Source organism: Undibacterium sp. GW821-FHT11B02 (assembly GCF_058808955.1).
In genome coordinates this window covers 381,078-406,753 of the sequence record NZ_JBXASD010000007.1, presented here as the reverse complement: position 1 = coordinate 406,753, position 25,676 = coordinate 381,078, and the positions used below count along the sequence as shown (strand labels likewise).

Sequence of the window (25,676 nt, the reverse complement as noted above, 5' to 3'; positions counted from 1 at the left end):
TGTGTCAATACCAGTAAAAATTAACTGCTCCATTGCGAAATTTTCAGGCGCTGCCATTAGTGTCTTGCTATACGCATTTTTTTGTAAGGCCACGGCAAGACCAGTTCTATTTTTTAGAGTCGCCAATCTAATGAGCTTTAACGTCAATGCATCGACATCAAAAATACAGAAAGTATCGAAAAACAGATTAATTTGCTTCAAACAAGCGCCGGACAGAATACTCAGTTCACTTATTTCCCTTGCCCCGTTCACAACAACCGCCATCTATAGTATTGTCAATATTCGCGCCGTGACTTCACGGCATCGCAAAAAATTTACCCTGCCTTTGAAAGTTTTTATTATGACTGAAGATGCATCCTCAAATGCTCCTCCACAATTCACATCCGCAGAATACGAGCTACTTGCCATGCTTCTGGAAGAGGCCGCGCGGGAATTCTCAGACCATGGCTGCAACGACTTCAGTATGCCCAATACATCAGAGATGAAGAAATTATTTAATGCCATCACGAAGTATACAAAAACAGTTGCAGGTGATGTGAGTAGCGTTGAAGAAGATGAGGATGAAGCCGGCACAAGTACTGTTGAAAAGCACGAGGAAATATATTCCTACGATACAGATGCAATGGCTTATCTTGCATCTCGCTGTGGCGCACTCATCAAACATCCACAAACCACACCCCCATTGACACTTGCAGAATTAAATGTCATGGGGGAAATGCTGCTATTAGCTTATGAAGACCATCAGGAATCGGCTGAAAATGTTTGCTATGACCTATCCTTCAATACGTCTGAAGAAAACAAAGTTTTAATGTCGGCGGTGCTCAAGAACTTTGCGCCGATTATTTACGATTACGAAGATGGTGATTTTAAAGAACAAGCACTGATATCCGCAGAGCAGGCCAACAACACCATCAGCGCTGCCGAAAATGGCGATAGTGAAATTGATATCCCTGATTACTGGATAATGTATTATTTGGGGAATAAATGTAAAACCCTGTCTGGCAATCCGATTTTGTAAATAGAGTTACTATGCCTTACGCAAAATCATTCATGCAATGTTGCAGATCACAACCATACTAATCGAACAGGTTTTGTTTCAGACAAGATGTCATCTGAAATGATTTATGCAATCTAAAATTGCACTTGTGAGACTTGCAATCTCATTGCAAGTCTCAGGTGAAAATTACTTGTGCCAAGGTGCATTGCGATTATTTGCGTTATATGCCTGAAGTTGCGCTAGGGCTTGCTCATGTCCCTGCTCTGCTGCCTTACGACACAATTCTGCCGCTTTGACACTATCCTGGGTTACACCCAAGCCATTTGCATAAAGTGCACTTAAATAAAACTGCGCGCCCGCCAAACCATTATCTGCTGCTTTTTGCCACCACAATGCAGCCTGCCCAAAATCCTGCGCGACACCCTGGCCATTGGCATACAAAACACCTATATTAAACTGGGCATTGCTGTGTCCCTGTTGTGCCGCTTTTTGATACCATCTGGCAGCTTCTGCTTCGTTTTTTTTGAAGCCTTGCCCAACTTCATACATCATAGCCAAATTGTATTGTGCGCTGGGATTGCCCTGCTCCGCCGAAACACGTAGATGTTCCAGACCATCTTGATCATTCAGAATTTTTTTTACATCATAAAGATCCAAATGCTGCGTCAACAGCCAATAGTAAAATGCTTCATTTTGTTTGAAAATTTCAGCTTTTGCTGTCACTGTCAAAGAAATGAGGATTTTTTCTGTGCTTAAACAAAGCACCAGATAATGACTGGAAAAGTCTTGCGCTGGAAATTCACCTTGATATTCGGCTGCGATGCCCGTCCAAGACTTACCTATTATTCCATAACTGGTTTTAACACTTTTCAAAAAAGGCATTGCTTCAGCAACTATCGCCTGCCTGGTGTCAGCCCACGTCTCCAATGAAACACCTGGGTTTTCATAAAAGCTGGCTGTGAATTGCACATTATTTTCGGGGTCAACAATTTGAAAATACGTATCGTCGCTATGATCTTGCCAATTGTCGGGGGCATTCAGCAGCAAGCCATTTCGGGCACTAACAAATTGGCGCAAGCTTACTTTTGAAAAATTATCGTAGTCTTCAGTACCTTTCATCAAGATATTGACAATGTTTTCTTGTTTCTTATCCATAAACGCATCAATCCTTGCAACTTTCTGCATAGATAGCATCTTCATCATAGCCATCCAACACCATGCGTTCACGCACGCGCTGAATTAAAGTATCGGGCTGAAAACCCACTTCTTCAGGCAAAACGCCGAGTGGTGTATTCATTAATGGATGATCTAGCTTTGGATTTTGCAAACCGGATAGCTGACGCAATTTAAACAATAACAATATCTCGATCGGCAAGCGCGTCCATCGCCCCTCTGGAAACTCACCTTCCGTATCAAATTTACAGCTGCGGGTATGATAGTCACAGGCCGCAAGACAAATCAGCGTTAAGTCTTCTGGGTCTGGTGTTTTCCAATGCTCGAACAGCGCCTGGAAAATCGGTTCTTCTGTTGGAGCACCGTGTATGGTTAACGGGCCTTCGCCCAGATGATCTGCCAATAAACGTAAGATAAAAGTAAATATGGGATAACGCCAGGTATCTCCTATCCAACCTTTGTAATAAGCCGCTATATACATCCGTGTGAGTTTTGCAGATTCTTCCTTGCAACCAATCACCATGCCAAGTGCGCAATACAAAACCTCTTCCATTTGCAAATTAGACAAGGGCTTGCCAAGGCGTATTTTGGCCTTATTGTGTGTTTCAAACTCAACTGTTCGTGCAGTAAAAAATGCTGCAAATGCGTTTAAAGCCAAATTCGTATCGAAGGGGATACCAGACATGCCGTTCTTTTCCAATTCAAATAAACGCAATAATCCATAAATTGACAAGTCGTTGCTAAGTGAAAATCGTTCCCAGTTTTTATAGGGAGGATTGTATTCAGGGGCCTTTCGAAGAGCATCTTTCGGATGGCTACCAGAGTCAGCGTAATGTTTCAAATTGTCAAATGTGGATTGATTTATTTGGTCGTACCAGCCCTGTAGATTTTTACAAGCAGCCTTCCAGCTTTTGGACCATTTTAAATCTACCCCTGGCCGTTCTATCGTTTGCATATATATAAATCCCAGATTTACGTTAATTTCGATGTAATAATTTTACCTTAAGGGCGACAACAATACGTTAAAACTTGACATCTCAAGCTTGCACCTATTATCTCATTCGTTGGTGTCCCCTAAAACACTCGACACGCCCTGTTTAGCCAGCCCATTCCTATCAGGCCAGATAAACAGGGCATATTCCTCAAGTTCCTTGTGCCAAAGTCTTATCCATCTGCGCCTGCAAAGCACTATCCAACGTCGCCCCCAATCCCGCCAACAAAGCCGCCATCGCCAGATCACTGTCTGCATCGGTGGTCGTGCTGTTGCTGGTGCTGGTCGCATTACCTGACATCACCCCTGCCGGTATCACAATCGCACTGCTGCTTGATACCGCTTGCAAGTTCGTCGCCGTGATCGTGCTGTTGCTTGTCGTATCAGCCGGTGTCGCCTGGCTGATGACGGTGGCATAGGGGTTGGCTGCGGCGACTGATCTTGCCATGGCACTGGCTTGTGCCGATATGACTTGTGCTGGCAAGCCTGATGCCTGGAAGCTGCGGTCATTGGCGATGTAGATACTGCTGTTCCAGTTATTGACGATGACGTTACCATTAATCATGCCACCACCGCCTTGTACTGTCGCCAGTGGTGCCAGGATGCTGGCGTTGACGCCGACATTGTTAAACGACAGTTGTTGTGCCGTGCTGAAGTTGAACAAGGCATTGTAGTTACTAAAGCCATCTGGCAAGCCACCTTGCATACCACTGTCACCACTGACGTTGACGATGACGGTTTGCCCTGGAGTGAGATTGACGAAGTTGGCATAAAACACCTGCATCAAATCAGACCCTTTGACATTAAAGATTTGGGCATCACTGCTGCCGTCACCCTGGAAGGTCATGCCACCATACTGGATGCTGGTGCTGCCATTGGCTGTCAGTGCCGCCAGACCGGTAGAGAGATTGGTCAGTTGTGCCTGGGTCGCAGCAAAACTGAATGGCGGTGCCGCATGCACCAGATTGTCTGTGCGTGACATGTTGCTGGTGTCCTGGGTGCCGCCATAGCTTGCCTGACCTTCGATGTCACCACCATGGAAGCTCAGTTGATTACCGACGATCAAGGACAAGCCCTGATAACTGCGTTGGGTAGGATCGATGCTGTAAGAAGATGCTGCAAAGTCATGCCCCACTGCCATATTACCGGCAACTTCACTACCGCTGGAATTGAAGTCATTGAAGATGAAAGCACCAAACTGCCCTGCCAGACCCAGATCAACACTGGTCAGTGCCGGTGCTGCTACCGCTGTCACGGTCAGGTTGACGGTGGCCAGATTGGAATCTGCCTTACCATCGTTGACCACATAGCTGAAGCTGTCATTACCGATATAGCCTGTGGCGGCTTTGTAGGTAAAGCTGCCATCGGTATTGAGGGTGACGGTGCCATGGCTGGCGGTGCTGATCAGTTTGCTGGTGAGGCTGTCGTTGTCCGCATCGCTTGCACTAGCCAGCGGATCAATGATGAAGCTGCCCGCGTTGTCGAGAGTGATGCTTTGGTTGCTGACCACAGGGGCGTGATTGACTGGTGCCGGTGGCGTGGTAGCAGATGCATTGGCCACGGTGACTGGAGTAAAGAAGTGGTAGGCATTGATTTGCACACCAGAGTTCCAGTTGTTGACGATGACGTTGCCATTGACCACGCCAGAGCCACCATTGATGCTGGCATGCGGAGCCAGGATGTTGCCATACACGCCGGTATTGATGTTCACCTGCTGGGCGGTGCTGAAGTTGAACAGGGTGTTGTAACCATCAAAGGCATCCGTGACACCACCATCAAAGCCAGAATCACCCACCACGTTGACGATGATGCTTTGACCCGGCTGGATGTTGTCCACATGAGAATAGCTGGCACTGGCAAAGTCAGCACCGCTGACGTTGAATATCTGGACAGCAGAATGACCATCGCCCGTAAAGGTCAGACCACCGTATTGCAAGACGACGGTACCAGTGGCCGGTGCACTGGCCAAATCACTGCTGAGGGTGGTCAGCTGGGCCTGGGTATCGGCAAACGAGAACGGTGGTGCAGCATGGATGAACTGGTCATCAACCCGCTGGCCATAAGTGTCTTGCGCATGACCATAAGAGGCCGTGCCATTGATGCCGCCATTGTGGTCTGTCAGGTCATTACCAACGATGAGGGACAGGCCGTTGTATGGCAGGTTGACATCGTTGACGCTGTAGTTGCTGACGTTGAAGTTGTGACCAACAGCAACCGCACCCTGGACGTCACAGTTGTTACCGGTGAAGTCATTGAAGGTGAAGACGTTGAATTTGCCAGCTAAGCCCAGATCAGCATTGATGCCTGTCTGGGTAACTGCGGCAACGTTGATGCTGACGGTGGCGATGTTGGAATCAACCGTGCCATCGTTGACGACATAGGCAAAACTGTCGCTGCCGCTGTAATTGGCAACGGGGGTGTAGGTCCAGGTATTGTCTGGATTCTTCACAACCGTGCCGTGAGCTGGTTGGGTGGTGATACGGACTGTCAATGCATCACCATCCACATCTGTTGCGGTACTCAACAGGTTCAGTATCTTGTTGCTGCCGCTGTTCATACTGATGCTTTGGCCTGTGAGGACTGGGGCATCGTTGACGGGGACAACGTTGATGCTGACTGTAGCGGTATTGGAATCTACAGTACCGTCATTGACGACGTAGGCAAAACTGTCGCTGCCGTTGTAGTTGGCGGCAGGTGTATAAGTCCAGGTACCGTCAGCGTTCTTCGCTATCGTACCGTGTGTCGGCTGGGTCGTGATGCGCACTGTTAAAGTATCGCCATCCACATCGCTGGCTGCTGTCAGCAAGTTGAGTTTGGTAGCATTGTCTTCCAGCAGGCTGACACTTTGATTGCTCAGTGTCGGTGCGTCGTTGACAGCCGTGATGTTGAGGGCAACGGTGGCAACATTGGAATCCGCAGTGCCATCGTTGACGACATAACTGAATGTGTCGTTGCCGTTGTAGTTAGCTGCTGGCGTATAAGTCCATGTGCCATCAGCGTTCTTCACTACTGTGCCGTGCGCTGGTTGCGTCGTGATACGTACCGTCAATATATCACCATCAACGTCATTGGCAGTAGACAACAGATTCAATACTGCTGTGCTGTCTTCTGCCAAAGTACGGGATTGATTTGCCAATACTGGCGCATCGTTCACGGCGATGATATTCAGGCTGACAGTGGCAACGTTGGAATCCACAGTGCCGTCGTTAACAACATAGGCGAATGTGTCACTGCCGTTGTAGTTGGCGACTGGCGTATAAGTCCACGTGCCATCAGCGTTCTTCACTACCGTGCCGTGGGTCGGCTGCGTGGTGATATGCACAGTCAGTACATCGCCATCAACGTCATTGGCTGTGGACAGCAGATTGAGTTTGGCGGTGTTATCTTCCAACAGGCTGACACTTTGATTGCTTAGTGTCGGTGCATCATTGACAGCTGTTACAGTCAGGCTAACTGTGCCAATATTGGAATCCACTGTACCGTCATTGACAACATAGCTGAACGCATCGCTGCCATTGTAGTTGGCGGCAGGTGTATAGGCCCAGGTACCATCAGCGTTCTTCCCTACCGTACCGTGTGCGGGTTGGGCGGTGATACGGACGGTCAATGCATCACCATCCACATCTGTTGCAGTATTCAACAGGTTCAATACTGCTGTTGTGTCTTCTGCCAATGTACGAGATTGATTTGCCAATACCGGAGCATCATTCACTGCAGTGATGTTGAGGCTGACGGTGGCAATATTAGAATCCACCGTGCCGTCATTGACAACATAGCTGAATGTGTCGCTACCGTTGTAGTTTGCGGCTGGGGCATAGGTCCAGATGCCGTCCGCATTCTTCGCCACTGTGCCATGTGCTGGTTGCGTGGTGATACGTACAGTCAACACATCGCCATCAACGTCATTGGCTGTGGACAGCAGATTGAGCTTGGCAGTGTTGTCTTCCAGCAGGCTGACACTTTGATTATTCAGTGTCGGTGCATCGTTGACAGCCGTTACTGCTAGGCTGACGGTGGCAACGTTGGAATCCACCGTGCCGTCATTGACGACATAACTGAATGCATCACTGCCGTTGTAGTTGGCGGCTGGCGTATAAGTCCACGTGCCATCAGCATTTTTCACGACTGTGCCGTGGGCCGGCTGGGTCGTGATACGTACTGTCAACGCATCGCCATCAACGTCAATGGCTGTGGACAGCAGGTTCATTACGGCTGTCGTGTCTTCTGCCAGGCTGACGCTACTGTTGTTGACCACCGCAGCATGGTTGACGTGTTCTACGTGCAGGCTGATGGTGGCTTCTTGTGAATCAAGCTGGCCATCGTTGAGGATGAAGCGCAGGCTGTCGTCACCGTAGAACAGCGGGTTAGGTACGTAGGTGTAGCTGCCATCTGCATTGGCGGTAAGGCTGCCGTGTGCTGGCTGGGCGCTGATACGTACGTTAAGAGTATCGTGCTGTTCATCTGTGCCATAGTCAGTCAGACGGATGGTGATGCTGCCGTCTTCTTGCAGTTGCAGACTGGCGTTATTGGCCGCCGGTGCGGTGTTGGCCGGTGTTAAATGGAAGTGCACCGTTACGCTGGCTGAACTGGCCGTGCCATCATTGATGTGATAGACAAGGCTGTCTTCACCGCTGTAAGTGCTGTTGGCGGTGTATGTCCAGGTGCCATCAGCATTGATGACCAGGTTGCCATGCGCAGGCTGGGTATCGATGACCGCGCTGATGCTGTCGTGATCCACATCGCTTGCGGCTGGTGTCAGCAGTGGATCAAAGCTATAGGCTTTGCCTGCGGTGACACTGGCATCCAGATTGCCAGCTACCACGGTTGGTGCGTGGTTGACGTGGTTGACCGTCAGATGAACAGTGGCGATGTTGCTGGTGTTGGCTGCACTGTCCGTTGTGCCTGTGGTACCTGTGCCTGCATTGTCAACAGCGACGCCAGCAACAGTATAGCGGTACTGGAAGCTGTCTTCGCCATAGTACAGGGCTGATGGCGTGTAACTGATAGTGCCATCGGCATTGACGACCAGGCTGCCATGGGCAGGCTGGATCGTGATTTCGAGTTGTGGTACAGCAGCAGGTACGCCGAACAAGTCATTGCTCAATGGGTTGAGAACAACGGCCTGGTCTTCATTGGTGCTGATGCTGTCATCAAAGGCGACCGGTTTGCTGATGAGCTGGATGTCACGCAGGCTGACATGGCTGTTGCCAGCACCAAAGCCAAGCAAGTCAAATGACAGCAAGGCAGGTGTGGCTGCAATGGTGGCACCATTGTTGATGCCTTGTTGCAGGTCGATGTAGTAAGTGGCACTGCCGTCCGGGTGCATGACTTTGCGCACGGTCTGGGCCAGGTGTTCTGTGCCATCGGTCTGGATGTTGAGCAAGGCATCGCTATGGCTTAAGCCATCGGTACCAACCAGGGCTGCACCGGTGTTGGCGTTCAACAAGGCCACTTCGAAGGCGTCTTTAGGGCCAGCTTCATCACCACCAATCAAGCCATTGCTTTGCAGGTCTTGGCTGCTGATGGTGAATGACAAATATCTGTCACCTGGGTTGAGCATGAAGGCTTGGGACAGGTGGGCGTTGGCGGATGTACTTTCGCCCAAGTTTACGCTGCCTTGTGGGGTGGTGGTGACGTTGCCGGTGGTTTGCCAGGCGTTGGTACCAATCGCGCCTATCTCACTAAATGCTGAATTGATCTGCGTTTCAACTGGTTTCCATATGTTTTCATTTGTGAGTGGAGCAGGTGCATTTTGAGGTACAAGAACAATCGACCCAACATTGGATGTACTGGTTCCATTGGCCTGATTATCAAGCAAAGCCATTAAGTCGCTGGCGCTTGGAAGGCGACGTGTTCCTGGCGTCAGGTAAGTCGCCATGATGCCATGTTCATTCGTTGTGCTGTCCAAACCAAGGATATGCCCTAACTCATGTATTACCACAGTTAATAAATCCATTTTTCCAAAAGCCAAACTATTTTCGTCAGCCTGGAATTCATTTGTTACTGCTGTTGGAGTGTATTCATCCTGCTGTCCTACAGTAGGATCGATGTACCAACCCCACCCGGCACCGTCAACAGATATCGTTATTTTATTACCTCTGGTAACCCCAACCAGATTTGGCTCCAATACGCCCACATCAATGTTTACATTGTCAAACTTCGATATAGCTACACCAGCATCTAACCAATATTGACGGGCCTGGGCAAACACAGACCCAATATCACTAGCAAGCAACGGCGCGGATGCTTGATTTGGCCCATTTACGGCAACTGCCTGAGGTTTCTTGACAGGTATTGAAATTTTTGCCTTGGGATAAGAGGGGCGCCATATCCTGGCCTCAACAGGCCCGGGCGTTGTACCATGTGGTGGAACTTTTATTATTACCCCTAAGTTTTTCAGCGCGTATCCTTCTCTACTTATTTTCTCTTTCATCTCAGCGGCATTTGCAATGTCCGTTGGCAATAACGGCTGTCCGTTAAGTGTCCCATTTGCTCCATTTTTAATCCATGAATAAACGTTGTCGAATTTTGGTTCTTTGGCATTAGTAGGTTCATTTCCAATCGTACTTTTAATTTCCAATGCCCAAATGGTATGGGTCGTATCATCAATCCAGAAACCATCAAACCCATTGCCAGATCTATTAACCAGCTGTTTAAAGTCCGCTCTCGCGATTTGATTGATGAACAGACTCGTTAATTTTTCACCTAAAACGCCATTATTTTTTGCAGTTGATGGGCTTCCATCTTTTCTTGTTCCAATTATGTTAACTGCAGTTGTAGTGAAGAATGGAATTGAGTCGGTTTTGTAGCTTGGCCCTGCTGGTAAGATATTCAAATCCAAGTAAAATCCTTGAGAATCTTTTCTCATTCTGAGCAAAATTCCTGGAGCAATACGGAATGGTATTTTTTCAGTAACAATTTTTACAAATTTATATGGCTTGGTATTCCCCGCAACTTTCTGAACAGAGTTGGTCATCGCCAATACTTTTCCGTTCAGGTTTGATTCCACCTTAGCCAATACTTTTGCCTCGGCCGCAGCCATCTTTTGCGCACCGAATTTTTCTAACTTGGCTTTCGCCAATCCCAATGCCAGGTCTACTACCGCCCTCCCTACGCCCGCAAAGTCACCTCTTAAGGTATTTGAAGCTATATCCCAAACGTCAATTGCCGCAGTAGCCACCCGGTTTTTATATGCAAGGTCCTTGGCGCAGTTTACAAAAAACTGTCTTTCCGTCAGCTCTCCTCGGGCTAAAGCTTGAGCATTTTCCCCCAGTGCAGGTAGCTCAGTTGTAGGCTCATTGAGCACCAGACTTTTTAAGCCATATACAACATGCAATAACAAGTCGGCACATTCAACGGGTAATGTTGTGAACCCCTGCGCCATGGCTTCAGCTGTTTTAGCAAAGGTTGTAGATAAGCCGCTGCCTTTGTAATCGACATCATCCATAATCTTGGCAGCAGTCTCCATATTTTCGATTTGAGATGAATTATCTCCACCAAGACGATCAATCAACCCACCAGCGACGGCACTGAACAAGAACGTGCCTTTAGCCATCAGACGAAGCGCCATTTTGGAAGCGACATCGCCTGTCGAGTCAGGCAGTTCTTTTTCATATTGTGCCGGAGCATTTTTAGCTGGTGTTCCTTGTATTTGTTCGGCGTTTTTAGGTTCATAGCCTTCCAATGTCGTGACTGAATCAGTCGGAGCCGAGCCTATGCCAAAAATCCAGTCAAATTTATTATTTTGATCTAAACCGTCATAACGGAAAGGCTGCGCCGCTATGATTGGGGCCGAAGAATCCCCTTTTCCAGTGACTATCCTGTCGATCGGGAAAGAAAGGGGATTTTTCATATTCAGTGCAGCATCAATCAATGCACTGGCGTTCCACACGAACAATGAGTTATACATACTATGTCCGTCGTCAGAACGGTCATCTATGAATACATTGCCGTATAACTTTCCATCTGCCCCCAAGCTCAACTGATTGACCGCGCCACCAGGAATTGGCGTGGTCGCACCGAGAAATTTCGGGCCATCCTTTTTTCCAAACGGATCTTGAATAATGCCGATTTTTCCGCCGATCTGATAGCCAACTCCTCCGCCCGCCCATGGATTATTATGGAAATCCTTGAAAAGGAAGTTGTAGTCCGCAACGAGCGCGAATTCTTCGCCGTTATAATTCGCGATTACTATCCCAGCCGCACGCTGAATGTTTTCCTGATGCTTACGATCAAACCATGCAGGATCACTTGCAGCGGGCGTCAATTTTGTTGAAACTGATCTGACTGTACTAACCGGGTTGCCTTCCTGGTCGAGGGTGACAGTCCAAGTCATACCGGCTACGCCTTTTTCGGCATCTTTGGAATTTGATACTGCAAATTCACCTGGATTGTCACCGCTTGCAATATATTGTGGACCAGAGTTGGCTGTCGGTGATCCGCTTGAAGATGTTGGACTTAAAATCTGTACTGCATCTTCAGCAATTTCCCCTGTTGACTTTACTTTTTGCAAGTCAAGCACATAAACATTTCCTGGTGTCGTTCCCCAATTCAAAAGATTAATGGCTTGTGCAGGTGCGGTGATAGCAAGATAACGTCCAGAATTAACCGCTGCGCCTTCGAAGCCATATGGGGCTTGCACATTCGGCAAATTAAGTACTTGTTGCGTCTTTAGGAATGTAGCTGAATATTGATCTATGCTCACTCGAACTAAGCGACCGTTATTTCTACCACTCAAATTGCCTTCAGTTACATAAAGCCAATTACCGTTCGCGACAATGCTGGTGATATTTACACTTGCATGTTCAATCTTAATTGAATCAACGACAGTTTTTGTTGCCGTATCCAAAACATAAATTTTGTTATTGGCTCCGGCTATAAACGCTAAAGTACCGTCATCTGTAAACGCGATTTGCTGTGTAAATGTGCCGCGTAAATCCAATAAATTTCCAAGTTCATCAAATTTAACTTCCTTCACTAAACTCAATAAAGGGGTTCGTTTGTTTGGATCTGGATTCACATCTGCGGCAAAGGGACCAGGTCTGAAGATATTGATCGAATTGGCACTAGTGACCAAAGTATCAGTAAAGGAATGGTCATCCCATGCTTCATAGGACGTGCTAACTACTGAATTAGTCGGATCTTCTTCACCGCCGTTTGGGCCAGAAGCACTTACCAGTCGTTCGACATAGAAATAGTGCTGCGTGAGCGCCATTCCTGCTGGCAAATCAACTTGCAAGGTATTGTTATCTATCACTTTAGCGTTAACCGCCTGCCAAACGAAACCATGAGCTGGTGCGGTTCCAGGGTTAGTAGAATTTTCTAATTGATCTCCTCTTGGTTGAAACCATACTTTTAATTGAAACTGTTTGTCAGATTGATTTGGTGGAATAAAATTCGCTCCACTAACTGTGAACTGCCTTTTGTCCGGATCGAACTTGTACCCAGTAACGACAGGTGCGCTTTTTGATCCTTCAGGCGCATTTGGAACAGGTGGAAAAGTCACACTCAGGATATCTGGGCTCTTCGCGCTTGCAGGTATTTCTAATTGATAGCTACCGTCTATACGATATGAAATAACGGTAATTGGTCCTGGTATACTATTGAGAAGATCAATTGATGCCGCACCCATATTTTGGGTAATCATCATCGAAGCATTGTGCTGACGGTTCCACAGGACTTGCCAATCGACAAATACGGCACTAACAGATTTCTCACCAGTATTATTGTCAATAACCTTGGTGACGGTTACCGCCAAAATACTGTCAGCACTAATGCCAACATAAGGTGGGCTGGAAGTACGTGCCATGCCGTCTTCACCTATCACTCCATTATCAACCAGCCACCAAGTATCGTGGACTTCCCCCGAAGCGTCCTTGATAGTGCCTTTTTGCCAGAACATCACTTGCGTCCCTGCTGGCAGAACTTTTGGCTCACCAGTTTGCGGATCAATCGGTGCGTTGACTTTCAAAGCTAACTGTAATGGCAACGAAGCCTTTTCTCCTCCAATTTTAAGATCGACCACTGCGAGGGTGTCTGTCAGATCTGTCAATGGAAGTGGCATTCCTATTTCGTCATATGAAAGCGCTTTGATCGATACGTTAGTATCTTCTGGCAAAGCACCGGGTGCCACCATGACCATGTTGCCTGAGATGTCTTTGACGATTCCACCTTCCGCACCTTTAATGAAGCTTTCACCCACAGTAGGTTCTTGCACTCGCAGGATAATGTCATGCTGAGTACCGCCGTTAATGACTGATACAATAGTGACGCCACTTGCCTTAGCACGGATTAATCCATCGGGTGTAATGTCTGCAATGCTTGGATCTTGAATAAAGTATTTTGTCCCTGCCGATGCAGATGAAATATTTGTATGATCTGGCAGAGTGACCTTCAATTGTCGTTCACCTATCTGCGCAGGCAAATCTATGGCACGAGGATAGACATCGACTTCAAAGCCGTTTTCGTCCAACGCAGGCTGAGATGGATATGTATCAACTGTAAATACGTTTACACCTTCAATTCCACGAGCACGCACTTTTACTATTGCGTTACCACTGGCGTTGCCATGCACGGCACCAGCACTTGTTACGTTGACGACACTGGTATCGGTTGATTGTATCTGTAGATAGTTGTTGGATAAGCTGACACCAGTTTCGTCCTCAAAATCACCCGTAACTTGCAACATTTGTGTTTCACTTGTGCCTAGAGTGGCAAGGCGTGCGACGTGAATTTGCACAAGCTTGGAATTGCTTACGTTAATATTCAATGTGATAGGCGCGCCGACTGCAAAACCGTCGTCAGCCTGAACTGTGACTGTCGCAGGACCGGAATATCCAGCCTCTGGGGTAAATATCAAAGTCTCACCATCGCTACTGAGTGTTGCTGTTCCGTGCGTTGGCGAATTTACTCGCCAAAAAACAGTATCGCCTTCCAAATCTTGAGCAATATCAGCCAATGAAGCATTTATCAGCAGATCGGTGTGGGTGTGAAGTATGCTATCAGCATTGTTTTGCACTTTGGTTGGTGCGAAATTAGTTCGCAAGCCAAAATTGGCATACAAAATTTGCCTGTCTGAAGATGTGATTTGGCCATCACCGTCGATATCTACCCCAACATTATTGTTATTCCTTGCTGCATCAAACATCGCACTATCAGTGCTATCAACAAGTCCATCATGATTTAAGTCGCCAGCAATGTTTATATGTAAGGCTACGTTACCGCTTCCTGTTAAGGTCAACAATTTCATGCCTGCTTCTGTGACAGAAAGCAAAGTGGTGCGGCGATTACCATTTTGGGAAACACCTAAAACAGTTGCGCCGCCTGCTTGAAGTTCCACTTCACCTTGCGTCTCTACTGCAAAAATAATTCGAGCAGTTGTACCTGATGTCTTAATGGTGGAAGCTATTTCACTATCTCTTACGAAATAACTGAGTGTGATTGGTTGTCCAGAGTTTAGGCTGCCGCTCCATGTATTGCTTGAGGTGGTATTACTATCGTTAATCCAGTTAACAGCTGCGCCAAGATTAGCGGTGATATCATTTTCAATAAGGCTACCGTCAGCGTGATAACCTATCTGTTTTCCAGTATTTGTGCTACCTACTGTTCTCACCAGAGTCAAACGTCCTTGAGCATCGTAGCGGTAGGCTATGGTTTGGTCATTTTGATTGCTATCTCCTGCAACTGGCCCATTAATCTGAACAATCTGCCCTTTATCATTACGTAAAAAATCAACTCGGGCACTATCGTCGGCACCAACTGCAACTACGCCTGCGTCACTTATTAACCACTGTTGACCATCAGCAAACTGGACACTGGTGATTTTTCCAGCTGAGTCTAATTGATAGCGGGTACCGTCAGGGCCGGTCAAGGTAAACGCTTCCGGTTGCCATGGTAAGCCGGTACTTTGATCATACAGGCGTTGCCCCTGACGTTGCAGAGGGATTGAAGCTGAATTTAGGCTCGACGCATTAATTTGTGCGTCGATAGTGGTCGCTTGCAAGGTCCAGCCATTGTTGGTATCGAAAGCTGGATAAGCTACGGCGGGTGCGCCCACGGAACTATTTTGCGCTGAAGCCAGAGGTAAGCTATTGGTCTTGAGATTAAAACTCAAATACCGACTTTTCTCATTGAGTGAACTTAAACCATCAGGTACCTGTAGCCAAACTCGAGCACCTTCCTGCCATGGCAGTATGTTGCCATTGCCATCAACGTTAGCTTGATCGCTACTCAGTCTGGTATCAAGTAAGCTCAAATTCCAGTTGCCGAGATCATTACTGCTACTTACTTGTTGTGCAAGTGTACGAGTCAATGAAAGGCTGTGCTGACCAAGTTGGTACACGACATCAGTAACACTGGCCTGTTGCAAATTTTTCGTTCCCGAATCAACGACAATACGACTGTCTATCTCGCTGGTTCTGCCAGCCAAATCCCAGGCTGTCAAGCGCAGGCTATAGACACCATTTGCTAAATTTTCTGGATTAATTGTTGTTAAATCGACGAGACCGCTATTGTTCGTGGCGGAAGTTAATTGCGTAGCCAACGTACTCCAACTTCCACTGCTACCTCCGATTACAGGAGCAATTTCCAACTTCCATCCCATCAATTGCGCTTCTGAAATGCTGGCTTGCAAAACACTAGCTTTGCTTACACTGTATGGTGTTTGTACATTACTGTCGGCTTGAAGTGCTCCGCCCCAATTCAATATCGGAGCACTAGTGTCTAGTGGATCACGTACCAATATTGTTTGTACATGAGTAGTGCTAAAACCATCGACGTCGACGGCGGTAACTTTTAGTTCGAGCACTCCAGATTGTGTTGGGGTCACCTTTACACGCCCACTAGCATCCAAGTTTACCGTTTCCCATTCATTGCTACCTACATTGCGTATTTGGGTGCTTATATTGACAATGGAACCATAACTACTAGCACGAACAGTTGCTAAAACTGTCTGGCCAGGTAATACCGGTGTAGATGGGGTAAGATCTACCAAAATAGCTGGCTGATTTGCACTGGCTTCTGTTACAACACGTAAGGTGAGGCTTTGCGTACTGGTACTGTGCCCGTCACTTACCCGCACCGTCACTGTAGTATCACCAACTTGACCTGGCCCTGGTGTCCACAGCAATTTGCCAGTTTGCGCGTCGTAGCTAGCGCCTTGCGGAAGATTGTCGAAAGCGACTGTTAATGCTTGAGTTTGTGCGGCTCCATCTTCATCAAAAATGCGGATACCATTGGCTGCTAATGCAATTGCGGATGGTCCGTCTCCTTTGATGATCGGCAGAGCAAAGGTCTGACCTACAACCAGAGCATGGTTAGACGCCCATATCTTTGGTGCCCGATTTGTATCCAATACACGGACTTGCACATTACTTAGACTTGTCGCTTTGCCATCTGTTGCAGCGAAATGGAAGGTGAAAGTACCATTATTGGCATTCAGATTATTGACAGTGTCAGCACCTGGCGTCCATTCAAAATAACCTGTTGAGGCATCAAATAATACTCCCGCAGGCGTGTTTTCGTCTCTCAGCAAATTGACCGATACAGGGTCGCCATCTGGATCAATCTCGTGCAGCATAAAGCCCAGGGTATCTCCCTCGGAGACAAGTTGCAATGGCGTATTCAGGATTACTGGTGCCTGATTAGTGTTCGCCACATGGAGCTCTATATTGTGTGTAGATGTCGCACTACCATCGGTCGCATTAACTGTTAGGTAGTACACTCCTGCGGGCGCGTTGGCTGTATTTGATTGCGCAGCAAACATATCCGGAACCCATTGAAGCAAAAGACGTGCTTGTCCGTCACTACCAACAATGTGATCCATACGCATGCCTGGTGGCATCCCGGTCACTGTCCAATTTAAAGCATCAAAGTCACTGTCGCGAACAAGAACAGATATCGACAACGGCACACCTTCAGTAGCATTGATGACGCTATTCACATTTGGATTGACGTTATTATTTGCTAGCTGCCCACCCTCAGGTAAAACAGCCAATATCTCAGGTGCATTGTTCGATTCTCTGACAATTATTCGCAGGTCAGAAATAGTTACGTTGGGCTTGGCAACAAAGTCTTCTGGCAAAATAATACCGGAATTTGCTGGCGGCAAACCACTGTCTGCGACTTCCAGACTGACGTCGTGATTCCCTAAATCTTCAATTGTAGGAGTCCAGACTAACCACGCATGTCCATACACAGCATCTTGTTCAATATGAGCACCATTTGGCAACCCTTGAGCTGTGTAATTTAGCGCATCTTGATCTGCATCTGTAACCAAAATCGGGATGCGTAATTCTTGACCCACTACCGCTACAGATCTTGGGGCTACTGATACAACCGGAGGTTCAGTGAAACTTGTGGCTGAAACTACAAAAGTCGTCGAAGTAGCAAGCGCTTTGGTTGGATCACCGCCGCCATCATTTTGAGCGGTCACCGTAATCGTGTAGTCGCCGCGATCATTGCTACCGGGTGCGAAATGTAAAACTGCTTTTGCATTGCTGCCTGTGCCAATTTGTGTAAATGTAGCAAAGCGCGGCAGACCTGTTGCAGTCAATGTGAGTGTTTGTCCGCTTGGATCATTTGCGCTAATTGGAATATCAAGCGAGCTACCTTCTCCAACCGAAGCAGTTGCTACGGTTCCCAAAATGGGAGCATGTAAAGCTTTTTCTACAACGATGGGAATCGTTATCTGATTCGATGCAACAACGCCTGTACCGTCACCATCATCTGTGGCAGTAACCGTAATGTTATAAGCACCGGCTTGTGCTGCCTCTGGCGTCCAGTTTATTAGAAGAGTTTCTGGATCAAACGTGGCACCTTGTGGTAAACCACTAATCTGATATTGAACCGTGGAGGAGCCTTGCCCCCGGCCAGCTGGGTCCTGAGGCGAGAGTCTTATTTTAGGTTCAAAGTCTGGATTATCTGCGTCGAACGCAAATACACTAATTTGGAGAGTTTGCCCTTCCTGAGCGTACCATGTCTCAACTGGAGCAAACTGTGGTGCGGCATTAACGTTTGCTACATCAACAATGAAATTTTCTGTAACTTCCGTCGTTACGGGGTCATTGCCGTCTGCTGGTACGTACGTTGCTGTCAGCGTCACAGGAATGCTATATTTTCCATGTTGGTTGAAATCAGGTGTCCAACTGAACCAACCTGTATCAGCATTTAAAATAGCGCCGCCTGGCAACATTGACGCACTATAACTAAGCGTCACTTGTGTACCATCTGCCTGTGTGAAAACATTGCTTACGCCTGGTTTTTTGCTGGTACCTGGCAAATTCCCTGCCAATTGAATTGCAAAACTATCGCCCTCGCGCAACTGCTGCTCGGCTACCGGCATTAGTACTGGTTTCGCATAATCTTGGTTTACTTGAATATTGAAACTTTGTACTGTTGTTGCTTTGCCGTCACTTATGATAATGCTGACATTTTTATATTCCCCTGCTTGATCATAACTCGGCGTCCAATTGAGTATCCCAGTGCGGACATTGTAGCTAGCCCCAGGAGGTAAATTGCGGACACTTATTGTTATCGGATCACCGTCAGCATCAGATACGGAAATTGGCAGGGCCAATGCTTGCCCTTCAGTTAAGGTAATATCCTCGATCGAATTTAGAACCGGCGCATGATTGCCACCTGTTACTGGAATCGTATAGTGTTGTAACGCAACTCCACCGCGACTGTCTTGCACTCGAATTACTATATCGGTATTCGCTAAGTCCTGTTTGCCTGGAGTCCAATTCAGGGTGGCAGTATTACGATGACCGGTACTAGTGTTGGTCACTACGGTATTTGGCGTTATGCTAAGTCCAATTGGTCCCTGAACAATCTCCCAGAAAAATTGGGCGCCGTCAACGTCGTCTGCTGCGAGCGTAGCAGTCCAAGGAGTATCAACCGTCGCAACTGGAAATTCCGGTGGCAAATCAGTTGTATTTGATGACGCATCACTCATTCCTAACATTGAATACAAGATGTCCAACTCGGGAGACGGAAGATCAGCAGGTAAGTTCAGTAAGCTTAAAAAAGCATCTTCTGTTGTGATGTCAGTAAAATCCGTAACCTCTAACAATGCACTCAGAGCTGCCTGATTTGGCAAATTCATGCGCGCTAGTAAGGGAGCCAAAACTATTGGGTCAAAATCGCTTTTCCCTACTGCGGGATCGCTCACAATACTCAACACCGGCGGCGTATTCGCATAAGGCAACGCATACACATTATGCGCCGCATCAAACTTCACAATCTGCCCGGTTGACGCATCGGTGCTGACCAGACCTGCCATGGGTTTCACCGTCACGGTCTGGTTCGCCAGTGTTTCACCTGCCTTGATTTCATTACCATTGGCTGCCATGGCGGCGCTGAGGTCAATTTTCCAGAGACCGGCTTGCTGGCCTGTACCCAGGGTGGCGTTATTGACTGCCCCACCAAAGTACTGACCCGGGTCGATCAGCAGGGTGATCGGCGCATGCAGATCGTCCAGGCCGATATTGGTGATGCTGATGTCGTAGCTGATTTCACCTGTCGCATGGTTGGCGCGTGTGTTGTTGAAGCTGAGTTTGACGTTGCTACTAAAGTTCATCAGCGTGGTGAAGTTGCTGATGTAGCCGGTTTCCAGCGGTACCTGGTTGGCACTGCGCAGGGTATTGGCAACTTGCAGTACCCAGCCCCCTGCCGGTAAATCTGGCAGGGTCAGGATGACGGACCGCGTTGCCGCATTCCAGCGGGCGGCTGTGGGGTGCAGGCTGAGGCTGCTATTGGTTCCTGTAGCGACGAAGGTGTAATTTTGCGTATTCAATACACTGGACGCATCTGTGGCGTCATCTCCGCTTGCGCTTGTCCACATGGCCTGATCGAAGTTGATCGCGACCTGGTTCAACGGTAAAGGCAGCATGGCCCCATCAGGGATGGTACTGGCCAGGATGTGCGGTGGCTTGATCGGTGATATCTCATCGATATGACCAGTCTGGGCCACCAGGATGCGGCCATCTGTGGTCGATACAATGGCTTCGCCTTTGGTGCCGCTGCTGGCGACTTGCAAGACACGGTGCGAGGCCAGTTCTATCATCCACACGCCTGCGGTGTGTGGTGTTGTAGCTGTATCTGTTGTTGATGCGGTTGATGTACTAGTGGGATGTTGTGCCGGGCTGCTGGACGCCAGCAACAGACCTGCCAGCGGCGAGCCTGCCTGACCGAAGCTGATGCTGTCGATGATGCCCGCCATGCGGTATTCCAGCTGTGCCCTGCCGGTTTCTTTGCCCGTCATCGGGAAGCTGATGATGTCGGTGGTGGCGGTTGGCAATGCGGTGTTGATGTTACCACCGGTCCAGCGCACACCCCACAGGCGGCCATCTGTACCAAAGGCCAGGTCATTCACCCTTGTGTTCGAGAAATGCGTCCAGGTTTTGCCATTGGTTGCTGTGGGGTTAAAGATTTCTATACCATTGCCAGAAGACACGTAGATGGCATTGCTGTTGGGGTCAATGGCCAGTGCCTGGGTCAATGCCAGCCCACCTGGGCCGGTTTGACGGGAGATGATAGACCCACTATGGGCGTCAAGCAGTAAAAGCTCATTGCCGGTCATGACCCACAGTTGGCCCAGTTTGTCGACGGCCATGTCCAATACCGGGGTGTCGAGTGTAAACAATGGGGTGACATTGTGACCACCGTCTTTGCTGTAGGCGAAGACTTCATTGCGCTGGCTGCCGGCGCTGGCGAGGATGCTGCCATCTGGCAGTTGTACCATGGCCATGGCACCGATATCGCCCTGGCTGGCGTCATAGCCATCAGCAAAGCTGCGCAGTGTCATGGGGGCGATGACGCTTTGCAGATCACCTGTTTGTGCCGGTGCTACCAGGCCAGGTAATGCTTGCGTCGCGGACTGGAACAGGTCATTGCTGACATAGGTGCGGTCATTGCTGGCGGCAGGCAGTTCTGCAGTGGTTTGTACACTCTGGTTGTTACCCAGGGTGGCGCTGCCGCCGTCGTCTGGTAACACGGCATTGCTGACGCTGGCGGCTTCGCGGTTGCCGGCATTGTCGGTGGCGGCTGCCAGGAATTCATACTGGTGCCCTGCGGTACCGGTGAAGACGGCCTGGCCTTCGGCGGAGGCGACTTGTTTTTTCCAGATATGGAAGTCACCACCATCTTCAGATACGTAGAGCGTGACGGTTTTGACGCCGCTGGCGTCGTCAGTGGCTTTCCAGATGACGCTGTAATTAGGGGCATCGGGGGCACCACTGGCACCTGCCGCTAGGGTGGATACGGTGACCGTGGTTTGTGGGGCTTTGGCGTCCAGCAGGTAGCTGACGTGGGCGCTTTCCAGTGGGGGCATGCCGTCAAACCAGATGGTCGCACTGGCGTCAACCTTAATATCAACGTTAGCACCGCTGGCCGCATTGGGGCTGGCCTGTACGGTGTAGCCAACAAAGCCGCTGATGCTCTTGCCACCATCGTTTTGTTGTGGCAACAAGAGACCACGGGTGGCGTCGTTGAGTACTTCGCCGGTGGTTGGGTCGATGGCCTGCAACAGCCAGGTGGCAGTGTGGGTGGCTGCATCTACCCCGCCGCTGACGCGCAGGATGAAGCCTTTGTTGGCGGTAAAGTCAAAGTCGCCCTGGAAGTTGGCACGGTCTGCCGGTACATGAACGTTGAGGTCACCGATCTTGATGTCGCTTAAGCGCAGGGTACGGGCATCAAGGTTGCTGTCGAGCTTGGTGACCAGGCGTACTTGTCCCAGTGCATGGTCAGTCGGGTTCTGGAAGCTGAAGCTGTAAGGCAGATCCACATTGGCCGGTATATACGACACACCCTGGGTGTTTGGCAAGACTTGTGGTCCGCGTATGCCTATGCTGGTCTGGTCTGCGGTGGCTTGCGTGGCTGCCTGGCTCAGGTATTGGGCCAGGTTCAGCGCTTGTGGGCCAACTGGCTTGAAGTTTTGGTCAAGCAGGCCGATATGGCGCAGGTATTCCAGCTCTGACTGTGAACCGGCAAAGACGTTGAAGTTGATGAAGTGGGTGGACTGGGCCGCATTGGCATTGTAGTCCGCCGCATTCGGTTCAACCGGTACGGGTATCTCGACGATGTCACGGTGCGGTGTCTCGCGGGTTTCATTGTAGGCAACGGTGGCTGTGGCGGCATTAGGGTCGCCGGCACTGCGGGCGGTATCGCCATACCATTGCTGCACTTTACTGAAGAATTCAACCACGCTGGCTTGGGTGACGTAGTTGTCACCGCCCTTGCCCAGCAAGATGCCGGTAGCCAGGGTGGCGTTGAGGCTGACCACTTGTGGGTTGAGGCGGATAGGTGGTGCCTGGTCAACCGGGCGCAACATGCCCCCTGCTTCCAGCGCAGCCAGCCAGCCTTGGGTCCATTGTGAGGCATCGGCAGCCAGAATTTGCAGGTTCAGCGGTGCTGTCTTGTCAGCCAGGATGGCGGTACGCAGTTTTTGGGCATAGGTGGTTTGTTCCGCAATGAATTCATCGCGGGTAATTGGTGTTGCCACACCAAATATGTTGAAGCGGAAAGCCAGCGCGGTGGCTTCGTTTTCATTGAAATGGATGTTGTCTGCGGCCTTGAACTTGGCGGCCAGACCTGCTGATATCTTGTCGAGATCATTCACGCCACCATCGAGCAGGCCGGCGGCTTTCCAGTCGGGGCGGATTTGGTACAGTTTGTCGCGCAGGCCGGTAAAGTCACGCGCCATCCATTCAGCCAGACCAGGATAGGTCTGGACGTTGAAGCTGGCGCTGGCCATGCCGTCGGCGGCCACGTCAAAGGCATAACCCGGTGTCAGGTTGAAGCCATTGGTGTTGACCTGGCCATCCAGTGAAGCCCATGGGATGTCTTTGCGTGCGGTGCCGTCGGTTGGCGTCGTGCCATAGCTTTGGTTGTTGGCAATGTCAGGAGAAATCTGTCCTGTCGGTTGGCCACCCACGTTGGATGCGAAGGTGACATACGGCAATTTAAGACCATCGATGATGTTGTTGCTGTTGCCCATATTGGTGGCACCAATATCAAAGCGGACATACGGCGTGTCAACGTTGGTCAGGCTTTGCAATGCCACGCTATAGGTGGCACTGTCACCCGGGTTGATGTTTTGTGAACCACCGATACCGATGGTGACATCGGGTTCTATCATGCGGTCTACCAGGTAGCGGAAGCTTTCGGTAACGGTCTGGCCATCGGGGTTGATGACCTGTACGTCGTACAGACCATGCGGGACGTTTTGCAGGTTAAAGATCGCACGGATATGGGTGGCGTCTATCACTTGCCAGCGGTCTGGCTGGATTTCAAATACACCAGGGCGTGACAGTTTAACCAGCGCACCGGCCTTGAATTGTGCACCTTCAATATCCATGGTGACCCAGCGGTGACCATCGTCACCAGTACCACCGGCGTCTGGGGTAACACTGGTAATCGACAGAGGTACCAGATCAGCACGCACAGTGACGGGCGTGCCTGCGGCGGATTCGCGGCTACGGATCAGGACGTAATAATCCCCTGCCTTGGTGCTTGGGATGATGGCTTGCTGGTCTGGCGAGACGGCTTCGCCATAGGCGGCGTCGTAGTTGTAACCGCTAGGGATATCACCATAGCGGATATACACTTCATTGGCACCGTTGGCGCTGGCGGAATCCAGCAATACCCTTAAGGTCTCGCCTTCTGCCACTTGTACTTTGTAGAGCAGGCTTTGCCCGCTTGACAGCGTGGTGTTGACCGGCGTTGCCAAAGGCAAAGCTGGAACAGTAACTGCCAGAGTGCTGCCAGAGGCCAGTAAATTATTGGCTTTGCCTGGTGGCAGGTGTACGCCATTGGCGTCATAGCTGATCGGGCCTTCATAGACCTGGTTGTAGATATCAGGGCGGACAATCACGCGCCATGAACCTTCTTTTAAAGGTGGCAGGCTGGCGATCAGTTTGCCAGTGTAAGACTGTTGTGCGCCCAGATCACCGTCGTGCGGTACTTTACCCAGCAAGATATCGCCCAGATCCCATTGATTGTCAGAGGACAGGTAGATGGAATCAGTCCAGCTGCCATAGGCCGGGTTGTCGGATACATTGTTGACGGTGTAGTTGATTTCTACACTTTGGCCGACTTGCGCGGTCGCTGGCAAGGTGACGGCAGCCACCACCAAATCTGCCGGTGGTGGTGTCGTGATCAACAAAGGCTGATCAGCAGCAGCGATGTTGTTGTCTTTATTGGCTTCATACACGGTGGCCTTACCTGCCCCCATGCCGGTGTCGGGGTCGGTCACGACAAACACGTAGTAGGTGCCTGCTAGTGTACCTGGTGCTGTGAAGCTGATGCTGGCGTCGTAGGACGAAGAGGCTGTCAGGCCACCATCGTGGCTGACCGTGCCTAAGTATTTGTCTTTCTTGATATCAAGATTGCGGTCTTTGGACAGGTAGATCAGGTCATTCCAGCCATGTTGATCGGCAGGCGTATCGCTACCCTGGTTGACGACATGGTATTTGACGGTAAAGCCCTGGCCGGCGACGACGGATTGAGGGATGTCTATTTTGGTGACGACCAGATCCGGCGGTGCTACCGCGGTAATTGGCAAGGCGATGCTGGCAATGTTATTGCCTTCGTTGCTGAATTCGGCAACTGCGCCGCCCGGCCCGCCACTCTGATCGACCACCAGCAAACCATCGCGAATGGAGCTGAGCGCAGGTTGTGTGCCGCTGTCACGTATGATATCGGTGTCAGCCTTCAGGATCAGGTGGAAGTCACCACTGATGGAGGTTGGCAAGGTAAAGGATACGGTATTGGTATAGGATTCACCCGGTTGCAGATAACGTGGCACACCAAATGCATCCACCAGCGCGGTGGAACGGACGCGGAAGAATTTTTCGGCATCACTGCCATTGTCGACCACAGGATAATCGGTGTTGTCGATGGAATCATCACGCGACAGGAACAGGCCATCCGCCCAGGAAGATACCCTGGTCGCACGCTGGCCAGCATTGACAACTGTCCAACTGGCGGTGACGGTCTGACCGGCTTTGGGGTTAGGATCAGAAAGGGTAAATGCGCTGACTTGCAAGTCAGCCTCTTTATAAACTACTTTGAGGCTGCCCTGGCCAACATTGTTTTTATTGTTGACACCTTCAAATACGCTGACGCCGTACAAATGGTCACGTGCGTTGGCATTGGTGGTCGGGCCACCCGTCAGTTCTTCATAGGTGGCGCCATCAGAATTCTGCGGTCCCAGGCCGTCGCCGACATAGTAAATAGCATCGGTGACGACATAGATATAGTATTGCCCACTGATACCGGCAGGTAATGCAAAATTACCTGTGGTGGTATAGCTTGCCCCTGCAGCCAGGCCATCATCGTTTTTATGGACGACGGAACCGATCTGTGTCTGGTGTTTGGGATCAAACTGTGGACTGCTGCTGACATAGATATTGTCTACCCAGCCTTTGGTGCCATTCCAGACGGCAGCACCTTTGTTGGTGACGGTCCAGGTAACGGGCGTGAGTTCGCCAGAATCATTATCAGGCCGCGTGACAACGG

Annotated in this window: 4 protein-coding genes (1 of these 4 only partly in view); 1 reads left to right on the top strand and 3 read right to left on the bottom strand. The window is 49.6% G+C overall.

Annotation, left to right across the window (positions count from 1 at the left end; all coding sequences use genetic code 11):
• Positions 1–130: 130 nt before the first annotated feature.
• Positions 131–1,018: a hypothetical protein gene (locus AC1RVX_RS17525; protein WP_493217870.1), complete on the top strand. Its 888-nt coding sequence runs from the start codon at positions 131–133 to the stop codon at positions 1,016–1,018.
• Between the two features lie 165 nt (positions 1,019–1,183).
• On the opposite strand, the gene AC1RVX_RS17520 is transcribed toward AC1RVX_RS17525, so the two are convergent.
• The 3 genes from AC1RVX_RS17520 to AC1RVX_RS17510 form a co-directional block, all read right to left on the bottom strand.
• Positions 1,184–2,200: a tetratricopeptide repeat protein gene (locus tag AC1RVX_RS17520; protein WP_493217869.1), complete on the bottom strand. Its 1,017-nt coding sequence runs from the start codon at positions 2,198–2,200 to the stop codon at positions 1,184–1,186.
• Positions 2,160–3,125: a hypothetical protein gene (locus AC1RVX_RS17515; RefSeq protein WP_493217868.1), complete on the bottom strand. Its 966-nt coding sequence runs from the start codon at positions 3,123–3,125 to the stop codon at positions 2,160–2,162. The genes AC1RVX_RS17520 and AC1RVX_RS17515 overlap by 41 nt, the downstream gene beginning before the upstream one ends.
• 187 nt (positions 3,126–3,312) lie before the next feature.
• Positions 3,313–25,676: the 3' portion of a tandem-95 repeat protein gene (locus tag AC1RVX_RS17510; protein WP_493217867.1), read on the bottom strand. The gene runs 16,453 nt beyond the window's last position; the window shows 22,364 of its 38,817 coding nt (coding positions 16,454–38,817); its start codon lies beyond the right edge, outside the window; it ends in the stop codon at positions 3,313–3,315.